Source organism: Devosia subaequoris (genome assembly GCF_014197055.1).
GTDB lineage: Bacteria > Pseudomonadota > Alphaproteobacteria > Rhizobiales > Devosiaceae > Devosia > Devosia subaequoris.
Genome location: NZ_JACIEW010000001.1, coordinates 799,474 through 813,183, shown reverse-complemented (window position 1 = coordinate 813,183; position 13,710 = coordinate 799,474). Strand labels below are relative to the sequence as shown.

Genomic DNA, 13,710 nt, shown 5'->3' with positions numbered 1-13,710 from the left:
ATCGGGCCGCCGGACGCGGAGCCGGGCATTTCCTCCCGCCTGGCTCCGCCACTCCCGCTCACAGGACATTTGCCATGAATGCCACCCTTGCCACGCGCATGGAGAAACTGCGCGCCCGCATGACAGAGACCGGCACCGATCTGGTGGTCATCGGTCCCTCCAGCCACATGCGTTACCTCGCCGACCTCTCGCCGCATGGCGATGAGCGCCCGGTCATGCTGATGGTCAGTCAAAGCTTCGCTGGTTTCCTCATGCCCGCGCTGAACGTGGATTCGTCACGCCAGCACACGGACTTGCCGTTTTTCCCCTGGGCCGATGCCGATGGTCCGGGTGCGGCTTTGGAAAAGCTGCTTGGCGCAACCGGAATCGACCGCACCGCGCCCTCGATCGTCATCGATGAGACCATGCGCGCCGATTTTGCTCTGCTGCTGCTCGACGCCCTGCCAGGAGCAACGCGCAGCTTTACACAAGATACCGTCGGCTATTTGCGCTCGCGCAAGGATGAGGCGGAGTACCGGGCCATCAAGGCGGCGCATCTGCTCAATGACCGGGCGGTCGAGGCCGCCTTCGCCGCGCTCAAGCCCGGCATGACCGAACTCGAAGTCGCCGGACTGATTGATGACTTCTACCTCGCCAATGGCGCCGAGACCGTGTTTTGTTCGGTCTGTTTCGGGCCCAATGGCGCCTTTCCGCACCACCACACCGGTTCGACCCAGCTCAAACCCGGGGATGCGGTGCTGATCGATAGCGGCTGCCGGCTGAATGGGTACCCTTCGGACATGACCCGGGTGGGTTATTGTGGCTCTGCGCCTGAGGGCTTTGCAGAGGTTCATGCCATTGTCGATCGGGCGGTCGAGGCGGCATTGGCAGCGGCGGTGCCGGGTGCGAAGGCCAGTGATGTCGACAAGGCGGCGCGCGACGTCATCTCCAATGCCGGCTACGGCGCTAATTTCCTGCACCGCACTGGTCACGGCCTGGGCATCGACGTGCATGAAGCACCCTATATCACGGGCACCAGTGAAACTGTCCTGGATGAAGGCATGGTCTTCTCCATCGAGCCGGGCATTTACCTGCAAGGCCGCTTCGGTCTGCGGCTCGAGGAGATCGTCATGATCCGCGATGGCAAGGCCGAAATCTTCTCGGAAATGCCCCGCGTGGCGGCTGTTGCGGGATGACGGCGACCGTTCCGGAGTTGCGCACTGATCGTCTGGTGTTGCGCGCCCATGTCGGTGACGATCTGACCGATTGCCACGCGATCTGGGCGCATCCGGACGTTGCGCGCTTCACCGGCGGTCGCACCTCAACCAGGGAGCAGGTATGGTGGCGCATCCTGCGCTATGGCGGCCTCTGGCAAATGCTCGGCTATGGCTACTTCGCCGTTGTCGATCGCCGCAGCGGCCGCATGATCGGGGATGTGGGACTGGCTGACTTTTGCCGCGACTGCAGCCCCGCCCTCGGCCAGACGCCGGAGGCGGGTTGGGCTTTCCACCCCGATGTCCATGGCCGGGGCTTGGCCAACGAGGCCCTGGCGGCCGTGCTCGACTGGGCTGACACGACCGGCAATGGGCAAGTCTGCTGCATCATCGACCCAGGCAATTCTGCGTCCCTCCGCTTGTCGAACAAGGTGGGGTTCAAGGACGCTGGAACCGTTATCTATCATGGCCAAACCCTCATGCGGCTTGATCGTGCCCCTAGCCGGCCTCAAACCGGGTAGCGCGGTATTCGAGTGGTGACGCGCCTCTCTTCTTTCGGATCACCTTGGCAAAGTAGTTTCCGTCCGCAAAGCCGGTTAGGCGGGCAATCTCGCCAACACCCATTTCGGTCGCCAGCAACAATCGCTCAGCCCGGGCCAGACGCCGCTCGAGCACGAATTCCGAGGGCGATTGCCCCACAGTGGCGGTGAACCGGCGCACGAAATGCGCGCGGCTCATTTCGGCAATCTCGGCAAGGCGTTCGACCTGCAATGATGCAGTCAGGTTGTCGTCGACAAAGGCCGTGACCCGCGCCATCGCCGGGGGGAGGGCGGTTTCGCTCGGCAGGCGGGCGCCGAACACGCCGTCATGCAGCGTGGCCATCGCCGCATAGCCATGCACGGAAACCTGTCCGGGAGATGGTTCGGATAGCGTCATGGTGTCCAGCGCCGTGGCGGCCAGCCGGTCGATTTGTCCCGCGTCCAGCGACACAACGGGTCCGGCACTGTCGAGGGTTTCGCGCGCCAGACGCAGCGCCTCCCGGCCATTGAGCAGCAGCCAGAAATACTCCCAGTGCCCGCCGCGTTCGAGATAGTAGCGATGCGCATGCGGCATGGTCACCAGCATGGTCTTGCCCGGTGTCAGCCGATACGGCACCCCTGCATAATCGAGCCGTCCTTCGCCATGGGTCGTGTGCTGAATAACCAGGAATGGCGCGGTGCCGCGCTTCATGCCGTCCCAGGAATACACTTCGTTGCGGCGCTGTTCATAGCCCGCGCTGACCGCCATGCAATGGAGCGGGGCAACGCTGCGCGGCACGGTGAGATGCCGAATGTCGAAGCCATGTTCGAGCAGAGAGGTGAGCACAAAATTACCCAGGTTCGCACAAGCTTTCTCTACACCGAACAAGCGCCTGGGGCTAGTTATTGCTCACAGACTGTTAGCGCTCAGAGGCGCACAGGGAGGAAAAATGTCATTCAAGGTCACCGTGATCGGCGCTGGGTCGGTCGGCTTTACCAAAACCCTGATCTCGGACCTGCTCAAGGTGCCCGAATTCGTCGATTGCGAATTCGCCCTGACCGATATCAATCCGCACAATCTCGACATGGTCAAACAGATCATCGAGACCATTGTGTCGGTGAACAAGCTGCCGGCCAAAGTAACGGCCACCACGGACCGGCGTGAGGCAATCTCAGGCGCGCGCTACATCATGAGCTGCGTACGGGTCGGCGGTCTGGACGCCTTCTCGACCGACATCTCCATCCCGCTCAAATACGGCGTCGATCAATGCGTCGGCGACACTATCTGTGCCGGCGGCATTCTCTACGGCCAGCGCAATATCCCGGTGATCCTGGATTTCTGCAAGGATATCCGCGAGGTCGCTGAACCCGGCGCACTGTTCCTCAACTATGCCAACCCAATGGCCATGAACACCTGGGCTGCCGAGATGTATGGCGGGGTTAATGTTGTTGGCCTGTGTCATGGCGTGCAACACGGTGCGCACCAGATCGCGCAGGTGCTGGGCGTCGACGATGGCGAACTGGACTATGTCTGCTCGGGCATCAATCACCAGACCTGGTATATCGACATCCGCGCCAAGGGCCGGAAGATCGAGAGCGACGAGCTGATCGCTGCCTTCGAGAAGCATCCGGTTTACTCCAAGCAGGAAAAAGTGCGCATCGACGTGCTCAAGCGCTTCGGTGTCTATTCCACGGAGTCCAATGGCCACCTCAGCGAATACCTGCCCTGGTATCGCAAGCGCCCCGAGGAAATCGGCCGCTGGATCGACATGAGCGACTGGATTCACGGCGAAACCGGCGGCTATCTGCGCTATTCGACGGAACGCCGGAACTGGTTCGAAACCGACTTCCCCATGTTCAAGGAGCAGGCCAACAAGCCGCTGTCCCAGCACAAGCGCACCAGCGAACACGCCAGCTACATCATTGAGGCGATTGAAACCGGCCGGCCGTATCGTGGTCATTTCAACCGCCGCAACAACGGCATCATCACCAATTTGCCCGATGACGCCATCATCGAAAGCCCCGGCTATGTCGACCGTTTCGGCATCAACATGATCGGGGGCATCACACTGCCCACTGCTTGCGCGGCGACCTGCTCGGTTTCGGTTTCGGTGCAGCGCCTTTCGGTTGAAGCAGCCATGACCGGCAATATCGATACGCTGAAACTCGCCGTGCTGCACGATCCGCTGGTCGGCGCCATCTGCACCCCCGACGAGGTCTGGGCGATGGTCGACGAAATGGTGGTCGCGCAGGCGCAATGGCTGCCCCAATACGCCGACGCTGTGCCCGCCGCCAAGGAACGCATTGCCAAGTCGACGGTGAAGACCCGCGACTGGGACGGCGCCGCGCGCAAGCGTGTGCGCTCTGTAGAAGAATTGCGCGAAATGAGTGGTGCGCATCACTAGGTCCTCCGGCGCTCCTCCCGGCGCCTCGAAGGTCCCCGGTTCACCGGGGACCTTTTTTGCATGCTTGCACGTTGGTAACGATACTATCGTCTTGCGGTTGCATCCGCATGGCGATACTATTGGTGCATGATCATGTCGTTTGGCAATGCTGCTGCGCAGTCGGCGTGGGAACGCCGATTTCGAAAAGGTGTGCCGAATGACATACTGAAACTTGCGAACCGTAAGCTGATGCAGATCAATAGCGCCAAGTCGCTGGACGATTTGCGTGTTCCTCCGGGTAACCGGCTGGAACTGCTCCTTGGCAAACGTGCAGGACAACATTCCGTCCGAATTAACGACCAGTGGCGGTTGTGCTTTGTTTGGCGTGACGGGAACGCGTTTGAGGTTGAATTAGTGGACTACCATTGAGGTGCGCTATGGCTGACTTTGCTCCAATCCATCCGGGCGAAGTATTGCTGGAGGATTTTCTCAAGCCAATGGGGCTAACGCAATATGCTCTGGCCAAAGGGCTGGGGGTGACGCAGGTCCGGATCGGTGAAATTGTGCACGGAAAGCGCGCAGTGTCGCCGGACACAGCATTGCGCCTGTCCCGGTTTTTCGGAACAAGTCCGGAGTTCTGGATGGGGATGCAGGCGACCTATGATCTTGAGGTCGCCAAGGATCGCGTGGGCGCACGGATCGCCGAACAGGTCACACCGCACGCGGCCTAGGAGTTCCGGGTCAACATATCCGGCTTTCTAAGATGTCTGTCGCTACACCCAGCTTTGTTGTTGTCGGCGGCGAGACCCGTTCATAGCCTAACCCAAGGGAGGACAGGGCATGGACAAACCGTCCCACTACGTCATCGTCGGCGGCGGAACGGCCGGATGGATTGCTGCCTTCATCATTCAGGATGAGGCGCGGCGGCGGGGGCTGAATATTCGCCTCTCGGTGGTTGAGAGCAGCAAGATTCCCACGGTCGGCGTTGGCGAAGCGACTACGGCCGCGTTTCGCGTGCTGCTCAGGCATTTTGGCATCGACGAACTCGAGTTCATGCGCAAGACAGATGCCAGCTTCAAGCTGGGCATTCGTCACGAGGACTGGCGGCGCAAGGGTTATACCTATTACGGCCCGATCGATGATCCGCACCAGGTGGTGCAGCCGCCCGCCGGCGCGCCAAGCGACTATCTTAATGTCTATGCCGTTGCGGCGGGTCGCCCGGTGCAGGACATGCATATGTTCCAGCCCCTGCTGGAGCAGTGGAAAGCGCCCTTTGCCCGCAAGCCTGATGGCAGCCTGATCCCACTCGGCCCATTTCACCATGCCTATCATTTCGATCAGGCGCTGGTCGGCAAGTTCTTCGCCATCAAGTCCAAGGGCGTCGAGAAGGTCGACGCGCTGGTTGAGGGCGTCGAGCGTCATCCGGAGACGGGCGACATCACGGCGCTCGTGCTGGCGGATAACCAGCGGCTCGAAGGTGATTTCTTCATCGACGCCACGGGTTTCCGCAAGCAGCTCATCGTCAAGGAACTGCAGGCCCCCTGGATATCCTATGCCCATGAACTGCCGGTCAATCGGGCGCTGCCGTTCTGGATCGACGTCAGGGAAGGGGAGGAGCTGCCACCCTTTACGCGCGCCTGGGCGCAGGGGTCCGGCTGGATGTGGCAGATACCCACGCGCACCCGGTTCGGCTGCGGCTATGTCTATTCCGATGAATTCTCCACGCCTGAGCAGGCCAAGGCCGAAGTCGAAGTCGCGCTCGGTCACGAGATCGAAGTGCGCGGAGATATACGCTTCCAGATCGGACGGCTGGAAAAGGCGTGGATCGGCAATTGCCTTGCCGTGGGACTCAGCTCGAGCTTTCTCGAGCCGCTCGAATCCACCTCGATCCACGGCACCATCGTGCAGATGATGCTGTTCGCGCAGCGCTATATGGATCGCCCGGAACGGATCGAGCAGAAGGCGCGAGACGATTACAATGTCCGGGTCGGGCGCCAGGTCGATGACTTCCGGACGTTCGTGAACACCCACTACGTGACAGAGCGCGACGATACCCCGTTCTGGCGCGAAGTGCGGGCCAACCGCCTACACCCGGAAACCAAGGAGCGCCTCGCCCGCTGGCAACAGCAGATGCCGCGGACCGAGCATTTTCCCAATTATCTCGGCGGGCTGCCACATATCGAAACCCAGTTGCATTATCCGGTGCTGGACGGTCTCGGCCTGCTCGACCAATCGCTGGCGCGCCGGGAGATGGAAGCAGATCCGAAGCTGCGGCGCTTCGCGCAGCAGACCTATGAGAGCCTGGTGCGCGAGTATCGCGGCGCAGCTCAACTGGCTCTCGGCCACGCCGAGTTTCTGCGCATCGTTCAGGAGATGGGTTAGGTCAGGCGATCTTGTTTTCCCGCATCTGGCTGGGGGTCATGCCGTAAGCCTTGCGGAAATGTTCGTAGAATTGGGTCTGGCTGGAAAACCCAGCTTGAAAGGCGATATTGGCGATCGCCAGATTGCTGTCGAACAACAGGCTGCGGGCGCGGATCAACCGCATGCGGGTGACGAATTTCTGCACTGAAATGTGCATGACCTTGGTGAACAGGTTCGTGGCGTAGTTGGGATGGAGCCCCACGACATCGGCGATGTCTTCAACCGAGAGCGGGTCCGCGATATTTTCAACAATGTGCCGCACCATGCGCACAACATAGCGCACGGGGCTGGCGGTTCGACTGCGGGCGCCGGACATCTCCACCCACGCCGGCAATAGGGTATCCCAGCCTGTAATTGCAGCGCGACGGAACATGGTGCTGATTTCGGCGCGAACAAGATCGGAGCGCAGGGAATTGCCGCTGCGATAGTCGCCATACCAGCGTTCCAGCGTTTCCAATCCAATGCACTCGGGCGTGAGCTGAATAACGCCCCCGCCCATCAGCGTCTCGGTGAGACGGCCAAGCTGTGGCATCTCCAGAAAAGCGTCCATTGGCAGGTAGATGTTCAGCTGGCGTGCATTGTCCACATCGTGCAGGCCCACGGTCTGATGCGGAATACCGGCCCAGAAGGCCACCAGCCGATTGGCGCCGACCGACAGCGGCCCGCCGTCGAACACATAGTCCATCGTGCCTTCGGTCAGCCAGTTGAACTCGATATGGCCATGGCTATGCGGCTCTGGCATGATCTGGGGAGGAAAAGCGCGGATGCCGAAGCGCCCGAACGCCTTTCCCGAGGCATAGAAACTCCGGTCCGGCCGCGGCGTCGGACGCGGCGCTTTCTCCCTTGCGCGCAAAGGCCGGCCAGGGCTTTCAACAACAGTCATACTTTTCCTGCAGTTCTTAGAAAACCGGAATTAGTCACTATCATTCCGGATTGCTTCGCGTGTGGCAAGGGTTAGGCTTCACCCATGCACGGAGGCAGGGTCGGAAGAGGAGTATCCGGCCCGGGCGAGACCGCTCTTTGCCCCGTATGCGATGGGAGGTTCTATTGAGAAAGCATATCTATGCCCTTGGCGGGGCAGGACTTTTGCTGTCCGTGTCGATGTTGGCACTGCCGGCGCAGGAATTGACGGGCGAATTGCCCGATCCCCCAGAATTTTCGGCGCAGAGTGAGCCGGTCTTTGTCAGCGTGTCCGATATCCTCGAATACAAGGCTTTGCCGGAATATAACGAGCCCGACTGGGTGACGTCGAAATATGTCGACGCCGGCACCTTGCCGCCGGTCGGCGAGCGTCTGCCCAAAGAGCCCTTGGTCTACAAGGCCGCCAATATGCCGGACGGTATCGGTGTCTATGGCGACACCATGCGCCACGTCATCGGCGGCCGGCCCGAAGGCTGGAACTATATTGGCGGTCAAAGCCAGGGCTGGGGCGGTATCGACATCGGGCTTTCCGAGTGTCTGACGCGCACTGGCCCGCTCTTCACAATCAAGGCCGATGAACTCGAGCCCATGCCCAACCTGGCCAAGAGCTGGGAATGGTCCGAGGATGGCAAGGAACTGACCATGCACCTGATCGAGGGTGCAAAATGGTCCGACGGCGATCCGTTCGATGCCGATGACGTGATGTTCTACTGGGAAGACAATGTTCTCGACCAGAACGTCTCGCCGCTCAACGGTGGCACGCCGGAAACCTTCGGTCAGGGCACCACGCTCGAAGCACTTGATCCCTACACGATCAAATGGACTTTCCAGGAAGCGTTCCCCACTCAGTACCTCTATGCCATGGCATATGGCACGTTCTGTCCGGGTCCGAGCCACATCCTCAAGCCTGAGCATCCGAACTATTCGGACAACACTTACGATGAGTACAAAAACGCGTTCCCGCCCGAATATCTCAATATTCCGGTGATGGGTGCCTGGGTGCCGGTGGAGTACCGGCCTGACGATATCATCGTCATGCGTCGCAATCCGTACTACTGGAAGGTCGATGAGAACGGCAATCAATTGCCCTATCTCAACGAGATGCACTATCGCCTCTCGACCTGGGCTGACCGTGACGTTCAGGCCGTCGCCGGTTCGGGCGACTTCTCCAACCTTGAACAGGCCGAAAGCTATGTCGAAGCCCTGCGTCGCTCCGCTGAGGATGACGCTCCGGCTCGTCTGCAATTCGGTGCCCGCACCATCGGCTATGCCCTGCGAATGAATCTCTCAGGCAATGGCTGGGGTGAGCCCGATGCGCGCGAACAGGCCGTGCGTGAACTCAACCGCGACCTTGATTTCCGCAAAGCCGTGACCATGGCGGTCGATCGTCAGCGGCTGGGTGAATCGCTGGTGCGTGGTCCGTTCACCGCCATCTATCCGGGCGGCCTTTATGCCGGCACGACCTATTACGACAAGGATTCCACCGTCTATTATCCGCACAATCTCGAGGCCGCGAACGAATTGCTCGACGGTCTGGGGCTTGAGGATACCGATGGCAATGGCATCCGCAACTTCCCTGAAGGCACCGCCAATGGCGCCGATGTGGAGATCACCCTGCTGGCCAATACCGACTATGGCACCGACACCAATCTCGCCGAAGGCGTGATTGCGATGATGGAGCCGCTTGGCCTGCGCGTTATCGCCAACTTCCAGCAGGGCACTGCCCGTGACGACATGGCCCAGGCCGGTCAGTTCGACTGGAATGTGGAACGCCAGGGCGCCGAAATGGTGTCGGTTGTGCAGGGCACATCCGCGCTTGCGCCCACTGGGCCGCGCACCCATCCGTTCCACCGCGCTGGCACAGACGGAACGCTTGACCTGCTCCCGTTCGAACAGGAGCTCGTCGACACCGTGAACGCGTTCATCGCCACCAGCGATAATGCCGAACGGGCCGAGTTGATGAAGCAGTATCAGCAGATCTTCACCGAGAACGTCTATTCGGTGGGCCTGACCCAGTACCCGGGTGCGCTGATCATCAACAAGCGCTTCGCCAACATCCCGGCTGGTGCCCCGATCTTCATGTTCAACTGGGCTGAAGACAACATCATCCGCGAGCGGGTCTATGTGCCCGAGGACAAGCAGGCCAGCTACGAACTGCATCCCGAAACGCTTCCGGGCGCACCGGGCAGCGACGGCCCGATGTAACCCATAGCCGCCGGCGGGACCCTGGGTTCCGCCGGCATCGCCCGCACCTCACCCCGCAGGTGTCCGGGTATCGGTTCAATTTCCTTGGCTTGATCGTGCCACGACCACGATTGGCCCCCTCGCACTGAACGGCAGAGGGCTGGGGTGAACGGCAGCCCCGTTCAACAGTGTCGCAGAGGCCCTTCAATGCTTCGTTTTCTCGTTATTCGCATCCTCGGCGCGATCCCGTTGCTGTTTCTGCTCAGCGTCGTGACCTTCGCCATCATTCAGGCGCCTCCGGGCGACTATGGCGACTATATCCGCTCCATGCTGATGAACCAGGGCGGCGTTCCTGCGGAACAGGCCGAAATACAGGCGGAAGCCTATCGCGAAGCCAATGGCCTCAACGATCCGCTCGTCGTGCAATATTTCCGCTGGATCACCGGCATCGTCACCCGCTTCGATTTCGGCCATTCGCTCTACTACAACAAGCCCGTCGGGCAGGTGGTGACCGAGCGGCTGCCGGCCACGATCCTGCTGGCGCTGACCTGCCATATCCTGGCGTCCTTCCTGGGCATTGGCCTGGGCATCATTGCCGCCACCCGCCAGTATTCCTGGGCCGATACGCTGCTTGGCGTGATCTCGTTCCTGGGCATGACGATCCCGCGCTTTCTGCTGGCCATCATTATTCTCTACATCCTGGTGTTCCGATTGGGGGTGAACGAAATCGGCAGTTTCAACTCCGCCTATTGGGGCGGACAGCCCTGGGGCTGGGGGCGTTTCGTCGACCTTGTGGCCCATATCTGGCCGGTGATCTTCATCGCCACCTTTGGCGGGCTCGCCTACAATATGCGTGTGATGCGCGCCAATCTGCTCGACGTGCTCAACTCTCAATATGTCGAGACCGCGCGGGCCAAGGGTCTGCCTGAGGGCGCCGTCATCATGAAGCACGCCGTGCCCAACGCCTTGCACCCGCTGGTGGCCTATCAGGGCGTCGTCCTGCCCTACATGCTGACGGGTGAAATTGAAGTGGCCATCGTCTTCGGTCTCGCCACGGTTGGTCCGGCAATTGTCGGCTCCATGGGCGTTGGCGATGTCTATGTCACCGCCACTTTCATGCTGGTGCTCGCCACCACGCTGATCATTGGCAACATCATTGCCGATCTGTTGCTCGTCGCCCTCGATCCACGCGTCCGCCTGGGAGGGAATGCCGAATGACCCGCTCCGACAAGGATATCCATTCCGCAATCCCGCTCCCGCCCGATGTCGGTGCCGGTCCGGCAACGACGCCCGCCGAAGAGGCTGACGTGCCCGCCACGGTGTCGCGCCACGGTTCGGGCAACGAAACCTATGCAACCCTGGTCTGGCGCCGCTTCCGCCGCTCCACCATGGGCATGATCGGCCTTGTCCTGGTGGTCATGTTGCTCGTCGTTTCGGTCTTTGCCGATTTCTTCGCGCCAATGGACCCCAAGGAACCCAATCTGCCCTTCGCGCCGCCGGACCTGATCGCGTTCGAAGACCCCCAGGGTAATTTCAGCCTCATCCCATGGGTCTATCCCATCGGCGATACCGGCGAATTCGACCCGGTTACCTTTCAACCGCTCACCGGTGCCGTAAAGGACAACCCGACCCCGACCGGCTTTTTCGTGCAAGGCCATGAGTATCGCCTGTTCTGGTTCATTCCGGCCAATATCCACTTCTTTGGCTCGACCGATGGCCGCCCGATCCAGCTTCTGGGCACCGACAAATTCGGCCGCGATATTCTATCTCGCGGTATTGTCGGTTCGCGCATTTCCCTGATGATCGCGCTTGCAGTGGTGACCATGACGACCGTGGTCGGCACGCTGGTCGGCATCACCTCGGGCTATATCGGCGGCGCTGTCGACGCCTGGCTGCAGCGCTTCGTGGAGTTCGTGCTCGCTTTCCCGCAATTGCCGCTCTATCTGGCTCTCACCTCGCTGATCCCGGTGACGGCGCCATCCAATGTGTTCCTCACCTTCGTGATCTTCGTCATGGCGGTGCTGGGCTGGGCGCAATTGAGCCGCGAGGTGCGCTCCAAGACCTTGTCGCTGGCGCGCATCGAATATGTGCGGGCCGCGATTGCCGTGGGCGCATCGGACGGCCGCATCATCACGCGGCACATCCTGCCCAACGTACTCAGCCACATCATTGTGGCGGTCACTCTGGCCATTCCAACGGTCGTCCTGCTCGAAAGCTTTCTCGGGTTCCTGGGCTTTGCGGTGAAGCCACCGCTGATTTCCTGGGGCTTGATGCTGCAGGATACGGGCACCTTCTCGGTGATCGGCTCCTATCCCTGGATCCTCTCGCCGGTGATCTTCGTGCTGATTACCGTCTTTGCCTTCAACGCGCTGGGCGATGGCCTGCGCGACGCCGTCGACCCCTATTGAGGATAGAGCCATGACCGAAAACAAGCTGGTTCCGTCCGAGCGTCACGATCTGGGCACGCATGGCCGCGAGCTGATTTTGGACGCCCGCAATGTTGGTGTCGACTTCAAGGTGGAGGGCGGCACCGTCAACGCCGTGCGCGACGTCTCTTTCCAGCTCCACAAGGGGGAGACCATTGCGCTGGTGGGTGAAAGCGGCTCGGGCAAGTCGGTTACGGCCCGCACGCTGATGAAGCTGCTGACCAAGCGGGCGACCATTCTGCCGCAAACGCAGATCACGCTTTCCGGCAAGGACGTGGTCAAGATGGGCGACCGCGAAATGCGCAAGCTGCGCGGCAATGACATCGCCATGATCTTCCAGGAGCCGATGAGCTCGCTCAACCCGGTCTATACCATCGGCCAGCAGATCTGCGAGATCATCCACCTGCACAATCGCGTCTCGCGCCAGGAGGCCATGAACCGGGCCGAAAAACTGCTCGAAGAGGTGCAGATTCCAGACCCGCGGGCGCGGCTCAATCAGTTCCCGCACCAGCTATCGGGTGGCCAGCGCCAGCGCGTGATGATCGCCATGGCGCTCGCCAATCGCCCCGAAGTGCTGATCGCGGACGAACCGACCACAGCGCTCGACGTGACCGTCCAGGCCCAGATCCTCAACCTGATCAAGGACCTCAAGGACAAATACGGCATGGCGGTGATCCTGATCACCCATGACCTGACCATCGTCCGGCAGTTCTCTGAATATGTCTATGTGATGCAGAACGGCCGGGTGCAGGAGCACAACGAGACCGAGGCGCTCTTTGCCAACCCGCAGCACGCCTATACCAAACACCTGCTCGCCTCGGAACCCAAGGGTACGGCCTTACCGCTCGCGGACGGGGAACACGAAACCGTGCTGGAGGGCAAGGAGGTGAAAGTCACCTTTACCCTCAAGCGCGGCGGCTTTTTCAAACCCGACTTCTTCGATCTGAAAGCCGTCGACAATCTCGACATCAAGCTCATGCGTCACGAGACATTGGGCATTGTGGGCGAGAGTGGGTCGGGCAAAACTACCTTCGGGCAGGCCCTGATCCGGTTGATCGGCAATCAGGGCGGTCAGATCTGGTTCGACGGCGAGCGCATAGATGGCCGGAATCGTCAGGCTATGCGTCCCTTGCGCAGCCGCATGCAGATCGTTTTCCAGGACCCCTTCGCCAGCCTCAATCCACGCATGTCGATCCGCCAGATCATCGAGGAAGGACTGGTGGTCAACGGCATCGGTGAGAACCGGAACGACCGCATTGATCGCGTCCGGCAGGCGCTGCGTGATGCGGGACTACCCGACAATATCCTGCAGCGCTTCCCGCACGAGTTTTCTGGAGGTCAGCGGCAGCGCATCGCCATTGCCCGCGCCATTGCGCTCGAGCCCGAATTCATCCTGCTCGACGAGCCGACCTCGGCGCTGGACCTGTCCGTGCAAGCCCAGATCATTGACCTACTGCGCAAGCTGCAGGACGAGAGGGGCCTGAGCTATCTGTTCATCAGCCACGATCTGAAAGTCGTGCGGGCGCTATGCCACCGCGTCATGGTCATGCAGCACGGCAAGATCGTCGAGCAGGGGCCAGTAAGCGAAGTGCTGACCAACCCCGCAACCGACTACACCCGACGGCTCGTTCGGGCAGCATTCGAGATTGCGGCTTAGCGTTCG

Annotated in this window: 12 protein-coding genes; 10 read left to right on the top strand and 2 right to left on the bottom strand. The window is 60.9% G+C overall.

Annotation, left to right across the window (positions count from 1 at the left end):
- Positions 1 to 74 precede the first annotated feature (74 nt).
- Together GGR20_RS03830 and GGR20_RS03825 are read left to right on the top strand one after the other, a co-directional pair.
- Complete coding sequence (locus tag GGR20_RS03830; protein ID WP_183309871.1) at positions 75 to 1,175, top strand: M24 family metallopeptidase; 1,101 nt, start codon at positions 75 to 77, stop codon at positions 1,173 to 1,175.
- The gene (locus GGR20_RS03825; RefSeq protein WP_183309870.1) at positions 1,172 to 1,714 is read left to right on the top strand and encodes a GNAT family N-acetyltransferase; all 543 of its coding nucleotides are present in this window, start codon (positions 1,172 to 1,174) and stop codon (positions 1,712 to 1,714) included. The genes GGR20_RS03830 and GGR20_RS03825 overlap by 4 nt, the downstream gene beginning before the upstream one ends.
- Here GGR20_RS03825 and GGR20_RS03820 read toward each other — a convergent pair.
- On the bottom strand, positions 1,692 to 2,558 hold the full coding sequence (locus GGR20_RS03820) for a helix-turn-helix domain-containing protein (RefSeq protein ID WP_183309869.1): 867 nt from the start codon (positions 2,556 to 2,558) through the stop codon (positions 1,692 to 1,694). The two genes, GGR20_RS03825 and GGR20_RS03820, sit on opposite strands and share 23 nt — an antisense overlap.
- A gap of 103 nt (positions 2,559 to 2,661) precedes the next feature.
- On the opposite strand from GGR20_RS03820, the gene melA reads away from it, so the two are divergent.
- The 4 genes from melA to GGR20_RS03800 all read left to right on the top strand — a co-directional run bounded on the left by melA (position 2,662) and on the right by GGR20_RS03800 (position 6,477).
- Entirely contained in the window at positions 2,662 to 4,116 is a 1,455-nt protein-coding gene (melA, locus tag GGR20_RS03815; RefSeq protein ID WP_183309868.1) for an alpha-glucosidase/alpha-galactosidase, read from the top strand.
- Between the two features lie 126 nt (positions 4,117 to 4,242).
- Complete coding sequence (locus GGR20_RS03810; protein WP_183309867.1) at positions 4,243 to 4,524, top strand: type II toxin-antitoxin system RelE/ParE family toxin; 282 nt, start codon at positions 4,243 to 4,245, stop codon at positions 4,522 to 4,524.
- Positions 4,525 to 4,532: 8 nt separating this feature from the next.
- A complete protein-coding gene (locus tag GGR20_RS03805) occupies positions 4,533 to 4,826 on the top strand; it encodes a HigA family addiction module antitoxin (RefSeq protein WP_183309866.1) in 294 nt (97 codons plus the stop codon).
- 109 nt (positions 4,827 to 4,935) lie between these two features.
- Complete coding sequence (locus GGR20_RS03800; protein ID WP_183309865.1) at positions 4,936 to 6,477, top strand: tryptophan halogenase family protein; 1,542 nt, start codon at positions 4,936 to 4,938, stop codon at positions 6,475 to 6,477.
- Between the two features lies 1 nt (position 6,478).
- Here the strand turns inward: GGR20_RS03800 and GGR20_RS03795 are convergent, their stop codons facing one another.
- Positions 6,479 to 7,399, bottom strand: coding sequence for a helix-turn-helix domain-containing protein (locus GGR20_RS03795; protein ID WP_183309864.1), 921 nt, complete (start codon positions 7,397 to 7,399; stop codon positions 6,479 to 6,481).
- A gap of 218 nt (positions 7,400 to 7,617) precedes the next feature.
- On the opposite strand from GGR20_RS03795, the gene GGR20_RS03790 reads away from it, so the two are divergent.
- From GGR20_RS03790 to GGR20_RS03775, 4 genes are all read left to right on the top strand, one after another.
- The gene (locus tag GGR20_RS03790; RefSeq protein WP_246349433.1) at positions 7,618 to 9,642 is read left to right on the top strand and encodes an ABC transporter substrate-binding protein; all 2,025 of its coding nucleotides are present in this window, start codon (positions 7,618 to 7,620) and stop codon (positions 9,640 to 9,642) included.
- A gap of 186 nt (positions 9,643 to 9,828) precedes the next feature.
- Positions 9,829 to 10,839: an ABC transporter permease gene (locus GGR20_RS03785; protein ID WP_183309863.1), complete on the top strand. Its 1,011-nt coding sequence runs from the start codon at positions 9,829 to 9,831 to the stop codon at positions 10,837 to 10,839.
- The gene (locus GGR20_RS03780; RefSeq protein ID WP_183309862.1) at positions 10,836 to 12,029 is read left to right on the top strand and encodes an ABC transporter permease; all 1,194 of its coding nucleotides are present in this window, start codon (positions 10,836 to 10,838) and stop codon (positions 12,027 to 12,029) included. The genes GGR20_RS03785 and GGR20_RS03780 overlap by 4 nt, the downstream gene beginning before the upstream one ends.
- A 10-nt stretch (positions 12,030 to 12,039) precedes the next feature.
- The gene (locus GGR20_RS03775; RefSeq protein ID WP_183309861.1) at positions 12,040 to 13,704 is read left to right on the top strand and encodes an ABC transporter ATP-binding protein; all 1,665 of its coding nucleotides are present in this window, start codon (positions 12,040 to 12,042) and stop codon (positions 13,702 to 13,704) included.
- Positions 13,705 to 13,710: the final 6 nt, after the last annotated feature.

What these genes read in the sequence shown, in the direction of transcription:
- GGR20_RS03830 (WP_183309871.1), top strand. Translation starts at nt 75, where the DNA reads ATGAATGCCACCCTTGCCACGCGCATGGAGAAACTGCGCGCCCGCATG.
- GGR20_RS03825 (WP_183309870.1), top strand. Translation starts at nt 1,172, where the DNA reads ATGACGGCGACCGTTCCGGAGTTGCGCACTGATCGTCTGGTGTTGCGC.
- melA (WP_183309868.1), top strand. Translation starts at nt 2,662, where the DNA reads ATGTCATTCAAGGTCACCGTGATCGGCGCTGGGTCGGTCGGCTTTACC.
- GGR20_RS03810 (WP_183309867.1), top strand. Translation starts at nt 4,243, where the DNA reads ATGATCATGTCGTTTGGCAATGCTGCTGCGCAGTCGGCGTGGGAACGC.
- GGR20_RS03805 (WP_183309866.1), top strand. Translation starts at nt 4,533, where the DNA reads ATGGCTGACTTTGCTCCAATCCATCCGGGCGAAGTATTGCTGGAGGAT.
- GGR20_RS03800 (WP_183309865.1), top strand. Translation starts at nt 4,936, where the DNA reads ATGGACAAACCGTCCCACTACGTCATCGTCGGCGGCGGAACGGCCGGA.
- GGR20_RS03795 (WP_183309864.1), bottom strand. Translation starts at nt 7,399, where the DNA reads ATGACTGTTGTTGAAAGCCCTGGCCGGCCTTTGCGCGCAAGGGAGAAA.
- GGR20_RS03790 (WP_246349433.1), top strand. Translation starts at nt 7,618, where the DNA reads ATGTTGGCACTGCCGGCGCAGGAATTGACGGGCGAATTGCCCGATCCC.
- GGR20_RS03785 (WP_183309863.1), top strand. Translation starts at nt 9,829, where the DNA reads ATGCTTCGTTTTCTCGTTATTCGCATCCTCGGCGCGATCCCGTTGCTG.
- GGR20_RS03780 (WP_183309862.1), top strand. Translation starts at nt 10,836, where the DNA reads ATGACCCGCTCCGACAAGGATATCCATTCCGCAATCCCGCTCCCGCCC.
- GGR20_RS03775 (WP_183309861.1), top strand. Translation starts at nt 12,040, where the DNA reads ATGACCGAAAACAAGCTGGTTCCGTCCGAGCGTCACGATCTGGGCACG.